This window comes from Streptomyces sp. NPDC041068 (assembly GCF_040647455.1).
Lineage (GTDB): Bacteria > Actinomycetota > Actinomycetes > Streptomycetales > Streptomycetaceae > Streptomyces.
In genome coordinates this window covers 20,309-34,890 of sequence record NZ_JBEZCG010000020.1, presented here as the reverse complement: position 1 = coordinate 34,890, position 14,582 = coordinate 20,309, and the positions used below count along the sequence as shown (strand labels likewise).

The 14,582-nt window shown below is 70.9% G+C and carries 13 protein-coding genes; 6 read left to right on the top strand and 7 right to left on the bottom strand.

Going from position 1 to position 14,582, the window contains the following annotated elements:
- Positions 1 to 42 precede the first annotated feature (42 nt).
- The 6 genes from AB0B50_RS36410 to AB0B50_RS36385 all read left to right on the top strand — a co-directional run bounded on the left by AB0B50_RS36410 (position 43) and on the right by AB0B50_RS36385 (position 4,826).
- Positions 43 to 690, top strand: coding sequence for an amino acid ABC transporter permease (locus AB0B50_RS36410; protein WP_362340114.1), 648 nt, complete (start codon positions 43 to 45; stop codon positions 688 to 690).
- Complete coding sequence (locus AB0B50_RS36405; RefSeq protein WP_362340113.1) at positions 687 to 1,733, top strand: amino acid ABC transporter permease; 1,047 nt, start codon at positions 687 to 689, stop codon at positions 1,731 to 1,733. The genes AB0B50_RS36410 and AB0B50_RS36405 overlap by 4 nt, the downstream gene beginning before the upstream one ends.
- 220 nt (positions 1,734 to 1,953) lie before the next feature.
- Complete coding sequence (locus AB0B50_RS36400; protein WP_362340112.1) at positions 1,954 to 3,588, top strand: FAD-dependent monooxygenase; 1,635 nt, start codon at positions 1,954 to 1,956, stop codon at positions 3,586 to 3,588.
- Between the two features lie 137 nt (positions 3,589 to 3,725).
- Positions 3,726 to 3,812: a putative leader peptide gene (locus tag AB0B50_RS36395; RefSeq protein ID WP_336621184.1), complete on the top strand. Its 87-nt coding sequence runs from the start codon at positions 3,726 to 3,728 to the stop codon at positions 3,810 to 3,812.
- An 82-nt stretch (positions 3,813 to 3,894) separates the two neighbouring features.
- The gene (locus tag AB0B50_RS36390) at positions 3,895 to 4,431 is read left to right on the top strand and encodes a cysteine dioxygenase (protein ID WP_362340111.1); all 537 of its coding nucleotides are present in this window, start codon (positions 3,895 to 3,897) and stop codon (positions 4,429 to 4,431) included.
- The gene (locus AB0B50_RS36385) at positions 4,422 to 4,826 is read left to right on the top strand and encodes a rhodanese-like domain-containing protein (protein WP_362340224.1); all 405 of its coding nucleotides are present in this window, start codon (positions 4,422 to 4,424) and stop codon (positions 4,824 to 4,826) included. The genes AB0B50_RS36390 and AB0B50_RS36385 overlap by 10 nt, the downstream gene beginning before the upstream one ends.
- A 74-nt stretch (positions 4,827 to 4,900) precedes the next feature.
- Here the strand turns inward: AB0B50_RS36385 and AB0B50_RS36380 are convergent, their stop codons facing one another.
- The 7 genes from AB0B50_RS36380 to AB0B50_RS36350 form a co-directional block, all read right to left on the bottom strand.
- The gene (locus AB0B50_RS36380) at positions 4,901 to 7,447 is read right to left on the bottom strand and encodes an FtsX-like permease family protein (RefSeq protein ID WP_362340110.1); all 2,547 of its coding nucleotides are present in this window, start codon (positions 7,445 to 7,447) and stop codon (positions 4,901 to 4,903) included.
- The gene (locus AB0B50_RS36375) at positions 7,444 to 8,088 is read right to left on the bottom strand and encodes a helix-turn-helix domain-containing protein (protein WP_362340109.1); all 645 of its coding nucleotides are present in this window, start codon (positions 8,086 to 8,088) and stop codon (positions 7,444 to 7,446) included. Before AB0B50_RS36375 ends, AB0B50_RS36380 begins: the two co-directional genes overlap by 4 nt.
- 144 nt (positions 8,089 to 8,232) lie before the next feature.
- Positions 8,233 to 9,012 (bottom strand): recombination regulator RecX, encoded by a 780-nt coding sequence (gene recX / locus AB0B50_RS36370; RefSeq protein WP_362340108.1) that lies wholly within the window; start codon positions 9,010 to 9,012, stop codon positions 8,233 to 8,235.
- 3 nt (positions 9,013 to 9,015) lie between these two features.
- Positions 9,016 to 10,134 carry a recombinase RecA gene (gene recA / locus AB0B50_RS36365; protein ID WP_362340107.1) on the bottom strand — a complete coding sequence of 373 codons (1,119 nt, stop codon included), beginning with the start codon at positions 10,132 to 10,134 and terminating at the stop codon, positions 9,016 to 9,018.
- A gap of 246 nt (positions 10,135 to 10,380) precedes the next feature.
- A complete protein-coding gene (locus tag AB0B50_RS36360; protein WP_362340106.1) occupies positions 10,381 to 11,661 on the bottom strand; it encodes an AI-2E family transporter in 1,281 nt (426 codons plus the stop codon).
- A 153-nt stretch (positions 11,662 to 11,814) separates the two neighbouring features.
- Positions 11,815 to 12,009 carry a DUF3046 domain-containing protein gene (locus AB0B50_RS36355; protein ID WP_362340105.1) on the bottom strand — a complete coding sequence of 65 codons (195 nt, stop codon included), beginning with the start codon at positions 12,007 to 12,009 and terminating at the stop codon, positions 11,815 to 11,817.
- Positions 12,010 to 12,254: 245 nt separating this feature from the next.
- Entirely contained in the window at positions 12,255 to 14,507 is a 2,253-nt protein-coding gene (locus AB0B50_RS36350) for an MMPL family transporter (protein WP_362340104.1), read from the bottom strand.
- Positions 14,508 to 14,582 lie beyond the last annotated feature (75 nt).

The following is a 14,582-nucleotide window of genomic DNA, read 5'->3' as shown; positions in this document are numbered from 1 at the left end:
TGTGAGCACATCGCCGCCCGACCGCCCTCTCGCGGAGAATTCATGAACGTACTGACCGACAACCTGTCGCTGTTCCGCGAGGGGTTCATCGGCACCGTGGAGCTGACCGTGGTCAGCGGGATCATCGCCATGGTGCTCGGCGTGATCATCGCCGCCTTCCGGGTCTCCCCGGTGCCGCCGCTCCGCATCTTCGGCACCCTGTGGGTGAACATCCTCCGGAACACCCCGCTCACCCTGCTGTTCCTGGTGGCCTTCTTCATCCTGCCGAAGATCCTGTTCCCGGACATGGACTCCTTCGTGCTCGCCGTCACGGCGCTGGGCTTCTACACGTCGTCCTTCATAGCCGAGGCCCTCCGCTCGGGCATCAACACCGTGCCGATGGGCCAGGCCGAGGCGGCGCGCGCCATCGGCATGAGCTTCACGCAGGTCATGCGGATCGTGGTGCTCCCGCAGGCCACCCGCGCGGTCATCGCCCCGATGGGCTCGATCTTCATCGCGCTGACCAAGAACTCGGCGATCGCGGGCGGCTTCGACAACGTCGAGCTGTTCAACATCACCAAGACGCTCAGCAACGAGGGCTACGACATCGTGATGATCTTCGTGTGGATCACGGTCGCCTACCTGATCATCACGTACGCCATCAACGGCCTCTTCCGGCTGCTCGAGCACCGCATGGAGGTCGCCCGATGAGCGCCAGCGTTCTCTTCGACGCACCCGGCCCCAAGGCCAAGGTCCGCAATGTCATCTACTCGGTCATCGGCTCCGCGGCGCTGCTCGGCCTGCTCGTCTGGGTCGTGCTGCGGCTCAACGAGAAGGGCGAGTTCGACGGCGCCCTGTGGGACATCTTCAACTACTCGGGCATCCGCCAGAACATCTTCGACGCGCTCATCGCGACGCTGAAGGCCTTCGCCCTCGCCGGTGTCTTCTCGCTGATCTTCGCGGTCGTCCTGTGCGTCGGCAGGCTCTCCGACCACCGGCCCATCCGCTGGGTCTCGGTCGCCTTCATCGACCTCTTCCGGTCGATCCCGCTGCTGATCACGATCTTCGCCCTGTGGGTCGGCATCCTCGGTGACATGACCCCGCTGTGGGCGCTGGTCCTGGGTCTGACCATCTACAACGGCTGCGTCCAGGCCGAGGTGCTGCGCGCGGGCATCAATGCCGTGCCCAAGGGGCAGCGGGAAGCGGCCTACGCCCTGGGTCTGAGCAAGACCCAGGTCATGACCAGCATCCTCTTCCCGCAGGCCATCCGGTCGATGCTGCCGACGATCATCAGCCAGCTCGTGGTGACCCTCAAGGACACCTCGCTCGGCTTCATGATCCTCTACCCCGAGCTCCTGTACTCGGCACGGCTGATCGCCAACAACACCCCGGTGAACGGCACGTACCCGTTCGTCCAGACGGTCACCGTCTTCGGTGTCATCTACATCGGGCTCTGCCTCGCGCTCTCCTCGCTCGCCACCTGGATCGAGAAGCGCGGCCGCCGCGCCAAGACCGGCATCGTGGTGGCCGCGGCCGCCGAGCCCGCCGAGGCCCCTGGCGTGCTCGACGCGGGCACACCGCTCGGCCCGACGGTCGCCGCGGAGCCCGGCCCGGAGGCCACCGGGGGCGCCCCCGGCACTCCGGCCGAGGCCCCCGACCCGTCCGACGGCGACACCGACCGCCCCGCGGGCGACTCCGACGGCCCCAAGGGGGACAAGGGAGACTCCGACGGTCAGGTTGGAAAGTCCAACTGATTGACATCCTGAGCTGATGTGGGGGACGGCCGCGGCGCTGTCCCCCACACGCCTTTTCCGGTGAACGCCACTGCCATCGTCACTTGACGCAAGCACCGGCAATGGGTTGCATACGTTCTGTGATCGTGCACCGGGCTCCAACTGCCAGTTCCTGTACGTACGTCCAGCGCTTCCGGGCAGTCCGGACCCCCGGAGCCCGCCAGGGCGGAGGGTGTGCGCCGTGGACCCGGTGATCGTCGTCGGCGCGGGCCCCGTCGGCCTCGCGCTCGCCCTCGCGCTCGCCCGCCACTCGGTGCCCACCGTGGTCCTCGACGAAGGACCCGGCAAGGACGAACAGCGGCCCGCGCGGACCGTGGTACTCCGTGAGGACACCGCGGCATTCGTCGAGCGGCTCGCGGGTCACTCGTTCGGGGACTCGGAGTCGGGCGCACGCTGGAACAGCTGGCGCTCCTTGCGCCGCAAGCAGCTGATGCGGGAGCTCACCTTCGGTGACGGGGCCCCCGCCCCGCTCCATCTGCCCCAGCACGTGCTGACCGGCGCGCTGCGCGACGCCATCGCCGACGAGCGCCTCGTGAAGGTCGCGGTCGAGAGCAAACTCGACTCCCTGGAACAGGACGCCTCCGGCCTGACGGCGCACACGCGCGGCCCCAAGGACACGTGGTGGCGAGGCAGTTATCTGGTCGGCTGCGACGGGCCGCGCTCGACCGTGCGCAAACTGCTCGACGTCCGCTTCCCCGGGCGCACGGCCGTCGAGCGACACGCCGTGGCCGCGCTGCGCACGGAACTTCCGTGGCAGGGCGAAGCGTTGTTGCATCGGATGCCTCCGTGGCGCGGCGGAGGCGCCGAAGTGACGGGCCGTCCGCTCGCCGGCGGGGTGTGGCGGCTCGACTGGCTGCTTCCGCCGCGCGGCGAGCTGGTCACGCCCGACGCGCTCGTCGTCCGCATCCGGGAGACCCTCGCGGGCTGGTGCGAGGGTGCCACGCCGCCGTACGAACTGCTCGACACGGGCGTGCACACCGTCCACCACCGTCTCGCCAGGCGGTGGCGGGTCGGCCGCGCCTTCCTCGCCGGGGACTCCGCGCATCTGCTCGGCGCGCTCGGCACACAGGGGCTCGACGAGGGGCTGCGGGACGCCGACAACCTCGCGTGGAAGCTGGCGCTCGCCTGGCACCACGGCGCGCGCGAATCGCTGCTCGACAGCTACCAGGCCGAGCGGCGCGCAAGCGTGGCCGCGCGCCTGCGCGCCGCGGACCAGTCGCTGCCCGTACTGCGCGGCGGCAAAGGCCTGCGCTCGTACGTGCCGGGGGCCGCGCGCGGCCACGACACGCTCCTCACGGACGGTCATGTGGGGCGCGGGCCGCTCGGCGCTCCCTCGTCGTACGCCGACTCGCCGCTGGCGGCTGCTCCGTCCGAGTCCGAGGTGGCGGTCGGCACGCAGCCCGGTGCGCCGGTCGCCGATGTGCAGGTGACAGCGCCCGACGGGTCCTTCGTCCAGCTGCGGGACCGGCTCGGGCTCGGGCAGCTGCTCGTCGTCCTCGTCGCGCCCGGCACCGTGGTGTGGGAGCGGCGGCACTGGGTGACGGCCGGGATCATGCCGCGGCTCGCCGCCGCCGTCACCGCGCTGCCGCACCCCGCCGAACTGCTCGTCGCGGAGAGCTACCCCGGGGCAGCCGCCCACTCCGTCCTGCTCGTACGCCCCGACGGCCACCTGGTGACCGCGCTGTCCGGAGTGCGCCCCGCCGAGCTGTACGCGGCCGCCGAGGCGGCCCTGGGCGGCCCGGCGCGGACGGAGCGCGAGGACGGCGCGGAGCGGGACCTGGCGGGCGCGCAGGAGAGCCCGGCGGAAGCGAAGTAGGGCGGGGACCGGAGGCGAAGCAGGGCGGAGAGCGGAGGCGAAGCAGGGCGGAGAGCGGTCATCCGCGGGGCCGGACCGTCCAACCGCACATCGAGCCGGAGTTGACCGACCTCCCCCTCCATGGTCTACTCCGGATCGTGACCGACACCGATGTGCGCCTGTGGCGGAGGGTCCATATGGACCTCGTCCGCTACGCGGGCTGCGTGTGTCACCCGTCCTGCTGAATTCGCTCTTCTCACCCCGCGCGCGGAGCACCGGTTCCCGGACGTCTCGCGCGCCCTTCCGCGAACCCTCAGGACGGTCACCGTGTCTGCTTCCGCCCCCTCCTCCCCCGCGTCCGCGCGCACTGCGGCGCCCACCGCCGCCGAACTCCTCGACTTCGTCCGCCGCAGCGCGGCCGACCCCGGGCTCATCGCCTCCCTGCCGCTCGACCCCGAGGGCCGCACCTGGGTGCGCCTGGAGGGTCCCGGGGGCAGCGAGGCCTGGCTGATCGGCTGGCCGCCCGGCACCGGCACCGGCTGGCACGACCACGCGGAGTCGATCGGCGCCTTTCTCACCGCGCAGGGCACCCTCAAGGAGAACTCGCTCGCGGTACGCCTGCCCACCGACGGCTGGAAGACCCTGGAGCTCTCCGAAGACGTCGACCGCGAACGGGAGTTGGCGGTCGGCGAGGGCCGCGCCTTCGGTCGCAACCACGTGCACGAGGTGCTGAACGAGTCCACCACCGAGCACGCCGTCTCCGTACACGCCTACTACCCGCCCCTGCCGCGGATCCGCCGCTACAGCCGCACCGGCGAGGTGCTGCGCCTGGAGTCCGTGGAGCGCCCGGAGGACTGGCAGTGAGTGAACGGCCCGTCGGCATCGATGAGTTGCTCGAACGCGTACGGCTCGACCTTCACCGGCTCACTCCCCAGGAAGCGTACGACGCCACGCGTACCGGAGGTCTATTGGTCGACATCCGGTACGCGGCGCTGCGGGAGCGCGACGGGCTGATCCCCGGCGCCCTGGTCGTCGAGCGCAACGAACTGGAGTGGCGCCTCGACCCCCAAGGCAGCCACCGCGCCGCGGAGGCCACGGGCCACGACCTGCGTGTCGTCGTGGTCTGCAACGAGGGGTACGCGTCCAGTCTCGCGGCCCTCTCCCTGCGGCAGTTGGGGCTGCGCCACGCGACCGATCTCGTCGGCGGGTTCCAGGCGTGGCGGGCAGCGGGGCTTCCGGTGGTGGCCGCCGAGGGGTGAGCACGCGCGCGTGGTGCCCCTCACCGGCCTGCGGCACGACTCGGTAAGGGGCACCCACCATTGCGTACTGCCCCTTACTCCTTGGCCGTTGCCACCGTGACGGGAAGCGGCCTCAGGGCAGCGCGGCCCGGTAGCGCCGTCGCCACCAGGGCGAGCAGTCCGGCGACGGCGACCACGGAGACGTACACCAAGGGGACGACCGACGGTGCCGCGCTGCCCGTCATCCCCACGCTGAACGCGGTCAGGACGGCCAGCGCCACGCCGCTGCCGAGCGCGGTGCCGATGAGCAGGACCGACAGCGCCTCGGTGCGCAGCATCCGCAGGACCTGGCGGCGCGTGGCCCCCGCGAGGCGCAGCATCGCGAACTCACGGATGCGCTCGGACACGGACATCGCGAGCGTGTTGACGACGGCGATGGCGGTGAACGCCAGGACGAGGCCCATCGCGAGGAGGTTCACCTCGGCGTTGGCCTGCTGCCGCTCGGCCTGGAGACCATCGACGGCGGCCGGGGTGAGCACGCGTACACCCGGGAACTTCTCGATGCCTGCCGCGAGTTGTTCCTGCGTACGGTCGCTCTTGACGAGGACCGTGGCGGCGAGCGGGTTGTCGACGTGGCGGGCGACCAGCGCGTGGGCCATGGTCAGATCACCGAACCCGAGTCCACGTGCGTACACGGCGCGGACGGTGAGTTCGGCCTTCGTGCCGTCCCCCAGGGTGAACTTCAGCGTGCTGCCCGGCTTCAGGCCGAGCTGGTCCGCGGCGAGTTCGCTGACGGCGACGTCGTCCTCGTCGAAGCCCTTGAGCGATCCGGCGGTGACATCCGGGTCCCAGGTCCGGGTGAGGCCCTCCGGAGTGACGCCCTGCGCCGGGTACTTGTCGAGCCCGACGCGCACGGTGGTGCGGACGACCTCGGTGGCGGCCTCGACGCCTTCGGTCGTACGCAGCTTCCGCGCGGCCTCCGCCGGGACGCCGGGCCCCTGTGCGGCGAGCACCCAGTCCGCGCGGATGCCGTCACGGGCCTGGGCGCGGGCGGCGTCGCCGAGGGTGGGCTGGACGAAGAGGACGGTGCAGGTCATGCCGGTGAGGAGGGCGAGCGGGGTGACGGCGGCGGCCATCCGGGCCGCGTTGCCTCGCAGGTTGGCGTGGGCGAGCCTGCCACCGGGCCCCGTCAGCCGGAGAGGGCCGCGCAACAGTGCGGCGGCCGCGCGGACGACGAGCGGCCCGAGGAGCGCGACAGCACCGGCGAAGACCACAACGGCCAGGAACGTGACGGGAGTCGACGCCGCCTCGGTGCGCAGCATGCTCAGGACCGCGATCAGGACGACGGCCGCGGCGAGCAGCACGAGGCCCGCGACGATGCGGCTCCAGGCGGGGCGGGGCCGTTCGACCCGCGCCTCTGCGAGGGCCTGTGCCGGGCGGATCCGGACGACGCGGCGCCCCGCGATGCGGGCGGCGGCCCAGGCGCCGAGCAGGGTCGCGGCGACGGCGGCCAGGGGCGGAAAGACACTGACGGCACGTTCGAGGGTGGCGGGCACGGCTCCCGTCGCCACGAACCGGTCGTGCAGCAGGCCCCCGAGCGGGAGGCCGGCGAGCGATCCGGCGACGCCCGCCGCGGCGCCGACGATCAGCGCCTCGCGGCCGAGAAGCCTGCGGATCTGCTTCGGGGTCGCGGCGACGGCGCGGAGCAGGGCGAGTTCGCGGTGGCGCTGCTGGACGGAGAGCGCGAAGGTGCCGACGACCACGAGGACGGCGACGAGGAGGGACGTGCCGCCCATGGCTCCGCCCATGCTGACGAGCTTGACGCGCGCGCCCGCGGCGTCGAGGAACTCCACGGGGCCGCGGTCCTCTCCGGCACTGACCTGCGCCCGGGTGCCGTCGACGGCGTGCTCCACCGCCTTCTCGAGGGCGGTGACGGCGGTGCCCCCGTCCGGTACGACGCCGAAGGCGGTGACCTTTCCGGGATGCGCCGCGAGCCGCTCGGCCTCCTCGGTGGAGAAGAACAGCGAGGTCTGGTGGGCGAGGGAGCCGTTCTCGGGGGCGGCGACACCGGAGATGCGGTAGCCGCGCGGGCTCTGCGTCGACTGGACGGTGAGGCGGTCGCCGGGCTTCAGCCCCGCGCGGTCGGCGAGGTCACGGTCGATGACGAGGTCGTCGGCCGCGCGCGGGGCCCTGCCGTCGACGAGGCGGAAGGGGGTGAGTGCGGCGGACGTCCAGGCATGGCCGTACGAGGGCTTGGCGTCGTCCCGCGCGACAGCGGGCGTCAACGGCTCGGCGAGGAAGGTGAGTTCGGGAACCACCACACGGACACCGGGGACTTTCTCGAGCCTGTTCTCGATGTCCTCGGCCGGCAGCCAGGCCCGTTCGGCGATCGGTTTCGCCTTGTGCTTGACCTTCGTCTTGCCCTTCTTGTGCTCGACCGTGGTCCGGTGGACGTTCTGGTCGGCGGAGACGATCACGGGGGCGGCGGCGTAGCGCTCGGTCTTGATCGTGCCGCGCAGGCCGGTCTCCAGGAGCGTGCCGCAGGCCGTGACGAGGGCCGCGGCGCACATCAGCGCGAGGAACGCGCCCAGAAATCCGCCCTTGCGGTCCCTGACCGTCTGCAGTGCGTAGCGCAGCATCATGAGGGCTCGGTCTCTCTTCTGTTGTCGGAGGCCCGGGATGATGCGGGCGCGGGGAAGGCCAGGAACCGAGTGAGGACGGTGCGGGCGTCGGCGGGAGTATCGACGTCGGGCCGCTTGTAGCGGTTGAGCAGCGCGATGTACTCCTCGAAGAACTCACGGAGTTCGGGGAGGGTCAGCCGGATCGTGCCGCGCGAGAAGGGGAACGCGTCGGCCCATTCGCCGAGTTCGGGGCCGCTCTGCCGCTGCAGCTGCTCGAAGAGCTCCAGATCGGCGGCGTACGAGAGGTGGTTGAGCTCGTCCATGACGAGCCGCATCTCGGGGCTCTGCCTGCTGCGCGGCACAAAGCGCCGGTCCCCGGGAACAGCCCGCCACCACCGCTCGCGCCCGTGCCCCGAGCCGTGCGTCTCCTCGACGAAGCCGTAGCGGGCGAGCTCACGCAGGTGGTAGCTGGTGGCCCCGGTGTTGAGCCCAAGGGCCCTGGCGAGCGTCGCCGAGGTGGCGGGACCATGCACAGTGAGGTGCTGCAGCATCTGCTGCCGCCGCGGCTGCGCGAGGGCTTTGAGAACGCGGAGGTCGGTCAGCTCTCGCGGGGCCGGGTTCTCGGGCCGCTTCGTGTCAGAGGTGCCGGGTTCCTGTGCCATGCGTACACAGTCGCCTGTGCACAGATGTCTGTGCACTGCGGCGGCCCGGCGTCTCCGCAGGGGGGTTAACCCCACCCCGCGGAGCGCTGGTTGGGGTACGTGAGTCGCTCCGGCTGCCGCCCCACCCCCGTGGGAGCGGCCTGCTCAGAAACCCTCGTACCCCAAGTCGTCGGTCTCCTCGCCCTCTTCCTCGAGGGCCTGGCGGACCACTCGGAGCGCCATGCCTTCCCCGTAGCCCTTGCGGGCGAGCATGCCCGCGAGACGGCGCAGGCGCTTGTCGCGGTCGAGGCCGCGCGTGGAGCGGAGCTTGCGGGCGACGAGCTCGCGCGCGGTCGCCTCCTCCTGCTCCGAGTCGAGCTGCCCGACGGCCTCGTCGATCAGGGTGGATTCCACACCCTTGGTACGCAGCTCCCGCGCGAGGGCGCGCCGGGCCAGACCGCGGCCGTGGTGCCGCGACTCCACCCAGGCGTCCGCGAAGGCGCTGTCGTTGATCAGGCCGACCTCTTCGAAGCGGGAGAGCACTTCCTCCGCCACGTCATCGGGGATCTCCCGCTTGCGCAGCGCGTCCGCGAGCTGTTTGCGCGTGCGCGGGGTACCGGTGAGCAGGCGCAGACAGATCGCCCGCGCCCGCTCAGCCGGATCCCCCGTCGGCGACTCCCCCGTCTCGGCCCTCGACGAGGAGGGGGAGTCGCTGTCCTGGTGGCCGTCGAAGCCGCCGCGCCGCCGCCGGCGCCCACGGCCGCGGCCGCCGTCCCGGGATCCGCCCTCCCGGGACCCGCTGCCTTCGCCGTCCCCGAAGCTTCCGCCGCGGTGCTCGTCCCGGCCGGTGCCGTCCTGATCCGCACCGTCCCCATGGCCCCACCCGGCAGGGCCGGTGCGGCTCTCGGGGGCGGTGTACTCCGCCCAGTCCGTTCGTCGCGTCACGGACTAGCTCTTGGCCGCCGCGGCCTTGGACTTGGTGGCCTTGGCCGCCGGCGCGGGCACCGTCTTGGCGTCGTCGGCCGGGGTCGCGCCCGCCGCTTCCGCACCCGGCTCGGCCGGAGCCTCGGGCTTCACACCGACGCCCAGCTTCTCCTTGATCTTCTTCTCGATCTCGTTGGCGAGGTCGGGGTTGTCCTTCAGGAAGTTGCGGGCGTTCTCCTTGCCCTGGCCGAGCTGGTCGCCCTCGTACGTGTACCAGGCGCCGGCCTTGCGGACGAAGCCGTGCTCGACGCCCATGTCGATCAGGCCGCCCTCGCGGCTGATGCCCTGGCCGTAGAGGATGTCGAACTCGGCCTGCTTGAAGGGCGGCGCGACCTTGTTCTTGACGACCTTGACGCGGGTGCGGTTGCCGACCGCGTCCGTGCCGTCCTTGAGGGTCTCGATGCGGCGGATGTCCATGCGCACCGAGGCGTAGAACTTCAGGGCCCGGCCACCGGTCGTGGTCTCCGGGGAGCCGAACATGACGCCGATCTTCTCGCGGAGCTGGTTGATGAAGATCGCAGTGGTCTTGGACTGGTTGAGCGCACTGGTGATCTTCCGGAGCGCCTGGCTCATCAGGCGGGCCTGCAGACCCACGTGCGAGTCGCCCATCTCGCCCTCGATCTCCGCGCGCGGCACGAGCGCGGCGACGGAGTCGATGACGATCAGGTCGAGGGCGCCGGAGCGGACCAGCATGTCGACGATCTCGAGGGCCTGCTCGCCGTTGTCCGGCTGGGACAGGATGAGGTTGTCGATGTCGACGCCGAGCTTCTTCGCGTACTCGGGGTCGAGGGCGTGCTCGGCGTCCACGAAGGCGACCGCGCCGCCGGCGCGCTGGGCGTTGGCCACGGCGTGCAGCGTGAGGGTCGTCTTACCGGAGGACTCCGGGCCGTACACCTCCACCACACGGCCGCGCGGGATGCCGCCGACGCCGAGCGCGACGTCGAGCGCGGTCGACCCGGTGGGGATGACCTCGATGGGCTCGTTCGGCCGCTCGCCCATGCGCATCACTGCGCCCTTGCCGAATTGCCGTTCAATCTGTGCGAGCGCGGCGTCGAGCGCCTTCTCGCGGTCGGTTCCTGCCATGGGTTCCACCCGATTTGCTTGAGTCGATCGCTTCACGTCAAAGACGCTAACGCCTGCCACTGACAATCCGCCCCGACGCCCGTCCAGCCTGTGGATAACTCGAGCCGCCAGCCACCCCATAAGAATGGATGTTCGATTTTGGTGTCAAGCGCGGCACGCCGTGGATCGGGGTCACGCGGAGGGGCGCCAGCGGCACCGTCGGTCGCCCCCGAGCCGGGCCCCGGGCCGGGCACCCGGGCCCGTCTCCTACGAGCGGTCGTCCCGCCTCGGCTCCGCGTCGGCGTCGGCCTGCGCCGCCGCCCCCGGCTCGTTCGGCCCCCGCAGCGCGCCCCGCACGCGCGCGAGGAGGGTTGCTCCGCCGCGGCGCCGGTGGCCGTGCACCCGGGGGTCGTCCGTGACGTCGTACCTCTTCACGTACGCCCCGAGGAAGGCCTGCAGTGTCGCGACGGCGGGGATGGCGATCAGTGCGCCGACAGCGCCGAGGAGCGCCGTGCCCGCGATGACCGAACCGAAGGCGACCGCGGGGTGGATGTCGACGCTCTTGGCGGTGAGCTTGGGCTGCAGGACGTAGTTCTCAAACTGCTGGTAGATGACCACGAAGATCAGCACCCAGAGCGCGTACCAGGGATCGACCGTGAAGGCGATCAGCATCGGCAAGGCACCCGCCAGATACGTGCCGATGGTGGGGATGAACTGGGAGACGAGGCCCACCCACACGGCGAGCACGGGTGCGTAGGGGACGTCCAGGGCCTCGAGCAGGATGTAGTGCGCGATCCCGGAGATCAGCGCCATCAGTCCGCGCGAGTAGAGGTAGCCGCCGGTCTTGTCGACCGCGATCTCCCAGGCGCGCAGCACCTCGGCCTGCTTGGCGGGCGGCAGCACCGAGCACAGGGCCCGTCGCAGCCGCGGCCCGTCGGCCGCGAAGTAGAACGAGAACAGCAGGATGGTCAGGAGCTGGAAGAGGCCGCCGAGGACCTGCGCGGAGACGTCCAGGACGCCGCTGGCGCTGTTCTGCACGTACTTCTGCAGCCAGTCGGAGTGGACCAGGCTGTCCTGCACCTCGACGCGGGACAGGTCCGTGTGGAACGTCTGGTTGATCCAGCTGATGACCTTGTCGAGGGTGTCGGGGAAGTCCTCGACCATGTCCACGATCTGGCCGGCGAGCATCGAGCCCATCAGTGTCACGAAGCCCGCGCCCACGATCACGACGCTCATGAAGACCAGGAAGGTGGCGAAGCCCCTGCGCAGCCCGCGCGCCGCCATCCAGCTCACCGCGGGCTCGACCGCGAGCGCCAGGAAGAACGCGATCAGGATGTTGATCAAGAGTCCGGTCAGCTGGTGGAAGGCCCAACTGCCCAGCTGGAAACAGGCGATGAGCGCCAGGGCGAGCACCATGGCACGCGGCAGCCAGCGCGGCATGCGGGCGCCACGCCCCGCCTCGGCCCCGGTGGGGGGCTGTGCGGGCGGCGTCGTGCCGAGTGGAGCGGTGTCCTGAGTGACCTGCGCGGTCTCGTCTGTCGGTGCCACGGAGCCAGTCTCGCCCACGCCGCCGGCATTCGGCCGCCACCCCCGCATCTTGGGACGGTCTACGCGCGCGTGGAGCCCTGCCTGCTACGCGCGCGTGGAGCCCTGCCTGCTACGCGCGCGTGGAGCCCTCCGGCGGCATCAAGCCGTCCGCAGTCATTGCTTTTCGGCCGGTACGTCCATCGCCGCGCACACCGCGCGCCAGACGTCCTTGGCCTCCCAGCCCGCGTCGAGCGCCTCGTGGACCGTCCGCCCGCCCAGCTGCGCCATCACGTGGTCGCGCGCGAAGGAGTCGGCGTACCCCGCTCCGAAGTGGTCCGCCATCCGCTGCCAGAAGACCGTCAACCGCATGCAACCTGCTCCACACTCACTCCGACCTGCATGTTCTCTGCACGGCGCGGGCTCACGCACCTGCGTCCGGCATCAAATGTGTACACGTACGCAGAGTAGGGCCTGGGCGGGGGGCGACACCGGCCCGCTCCAAAGGTGAACGGGCCGGGCCGACAGCCGGGAGAGCTGCCGGACCGGCCCGCCGGGGCCGGGCCGCCTGGCCGGGGGAACCAGGTCGGCCCGTCCGTAGGGGAATGGTCGATGTCCTACTTCGAGAAGTAGGGATCACGCTCGCGCTGGTGCGGCGGCTCCGTCACGGACGCGGACTGCTGGTACCGGGACAGCTTCGCGCCCTCGACGTCCATGTCGGGGAGGAGCCGGTCGAGCCATCGCGGCAACCACCACGCCGCCTTGCCGAGCAGGGCGAACAGGGCGGGGACGATCATCATGCGCACGATGAACGCGTCGAAGAGCACGGCGACGGCAAGACCGAAGCCGATCATCTTCACGAAGTCGTTCTGGTCCATGATGAAGCCGGAGAAGACGCTCGCCATGATGATCGCGGCGGCCGCGACCACGCGCCCACCGTGCCGGAAGCCGGTCACGACCGCCTCCTGCGTGTCCGCTCCGTGGCTGTACGCCTCCCGCATCCGCGTCACCAGAAAGACCTCGTAGTCCATGGCGAGGCCGAAGACCACACCGATCATGAAGATCGGCATCGTGCTCATCACCGGGCCCGGCTGGTCGATGCCGAGGACGTCGGCCAGCCAGCCCCACTGGAAGACCGCGACGACAGCGCCGAGAGCGGCGGACACCGAGAGCAGGAAGCCGAGCGCCGCCTTGAGCGGGACCAGGATCGAGCGGAACACGAGCATCAGCAGGAGGAACGCGAGGCCGACCACCAGCCCGAGGTAGGGCAGCAGTGCGTCGTCCAGAGTCTGGGAGAAGTCGATGAACAAGGCGGTCTGGCCGGTCAGCAGGATCTCCGGCCCACCGTTGGCCTGGACGCCGTCGGCCATGTGCCGCAGCGACTTGACGAGCTTCTCGGTCTTCTCCTCGTTCGGTCCCGTGGTGGGAACGACGTTGACGATGGCGGTGTCGCCCGCCTTGTTGACGGTGGCAGGGCCCACCGAGGTGACGCCGGGCTCCTTGGTGATGCGACCGCGCACGTCCTCCGCGGCCTTGGCGGCGTCCTTGTCCTCGATGGTGACGGTCAAAGGCCCGTTGAAGCCGTCTCCGAAGGACTCCGTCAGCATGTCGTACGCCTTGCGCTGCGTGGTGTCCTTCGCCATGGTGCCCTCACCGGGCAGCCCGAGTTCCAGGCTGGCGGCGGGGACGGCGACGGCACCGAGACCGACCACGCCGACCAGCAGGACGGCGATGGGGTGACGCAGCACGTGTCCGGCCCAGCGGGTGCCGAGATTCGGCTTCTGCCGTGCGGCCAGCTTGTCGGCCTTGCGCTGCTGGCGTTCCGAGAGCGGTTTGCCGTAGTGCTGCTTGCGGTCCCTGCGGCGCAGCACCTTGACCGGGGCGAAGCCGAGCAGTGCGGGAATGAGGCTGACGGCGATGAGGACGGCGATGGCCACCGTGCCGGCGGCGGCCAGGCCCATCTTGGTGAGCATCGGAATGTTCACCACGGCCAGGCCCGCGAGGGCCACGATGACGGTGAGTCCGGCGAAGACGACGGCGGAGCCCGCGGTGCCGACCGCGCGTCCGGCGGCCTCCTGGCGCTCCCGGCCCTCGGCCATCTCGGCGCGGTAGCGGGAGACGACAAACAGGGCGTAGTCGATCCCCACCGCCAGGCCGATCATCATGGCCAGGGTCGACGTCGTCGTCGACAGTCCGAGTGTGCTGCCCAGGGCGATGACGGCCGAGACGCCGATACCGACGCCGATGATCGCGGTGAGCAGGGGCATGCCCGCGGCGACGAGCGAGCCGAAGGTGATGAGCAGGACGATGGCGGAGACGACGATGCCGATGCTCTCGGCGGAACCACTCGCCGTGGCCTCCACCTTGACGGCGTCACCGCCGGCCTCGACGGTCAGGCCGGACTCGCGCGCCTGCTCGGTGGCTTCGGTGAGCGCGTCGTGCGCCTTGTCGCTCACCTTGGTGGCGGCGACTTCGTACGTCGCGATGGCGTAGGCGGTGGTGCCGTCCTTGCTGACGCTCTTGACCTTGAACGGATCGGCGACGGCCGCGACTTGGGGGGCCTTCCGCAGATCGGCCAGGAGGGCGTCGACCTTCTTCTTCTCGGCCGGGTCGGTGATCTTCCGGCCGTCCGGAGCGCGCATCACCACGCGCGCGCTGGCGCCGTCGGCGCTCGCGCCCGGGAACTTCTTCTCCAGCAGGTCGTACGCCTTCTGCGATTCCGTGCCCGGCATCGAGAAGGTGTCGGCGGGGGGAGTCGGGGCCGACGTGGCGGCGAAGCCCACTCCGCCCAGGACCAGCACCCACAGGAGAGTTGTCAAGCCCCGCCTGCGGAAGGCGAAGCGTCCGAGTTTGTAGAGGAACGTAGCCACGGCGAAAGGGCTCCCGTCGAGATGGGCAGGAAAGGGAGGAGAGACAAGGGGGACGCCTTGCCCCGAGTGGCGGCG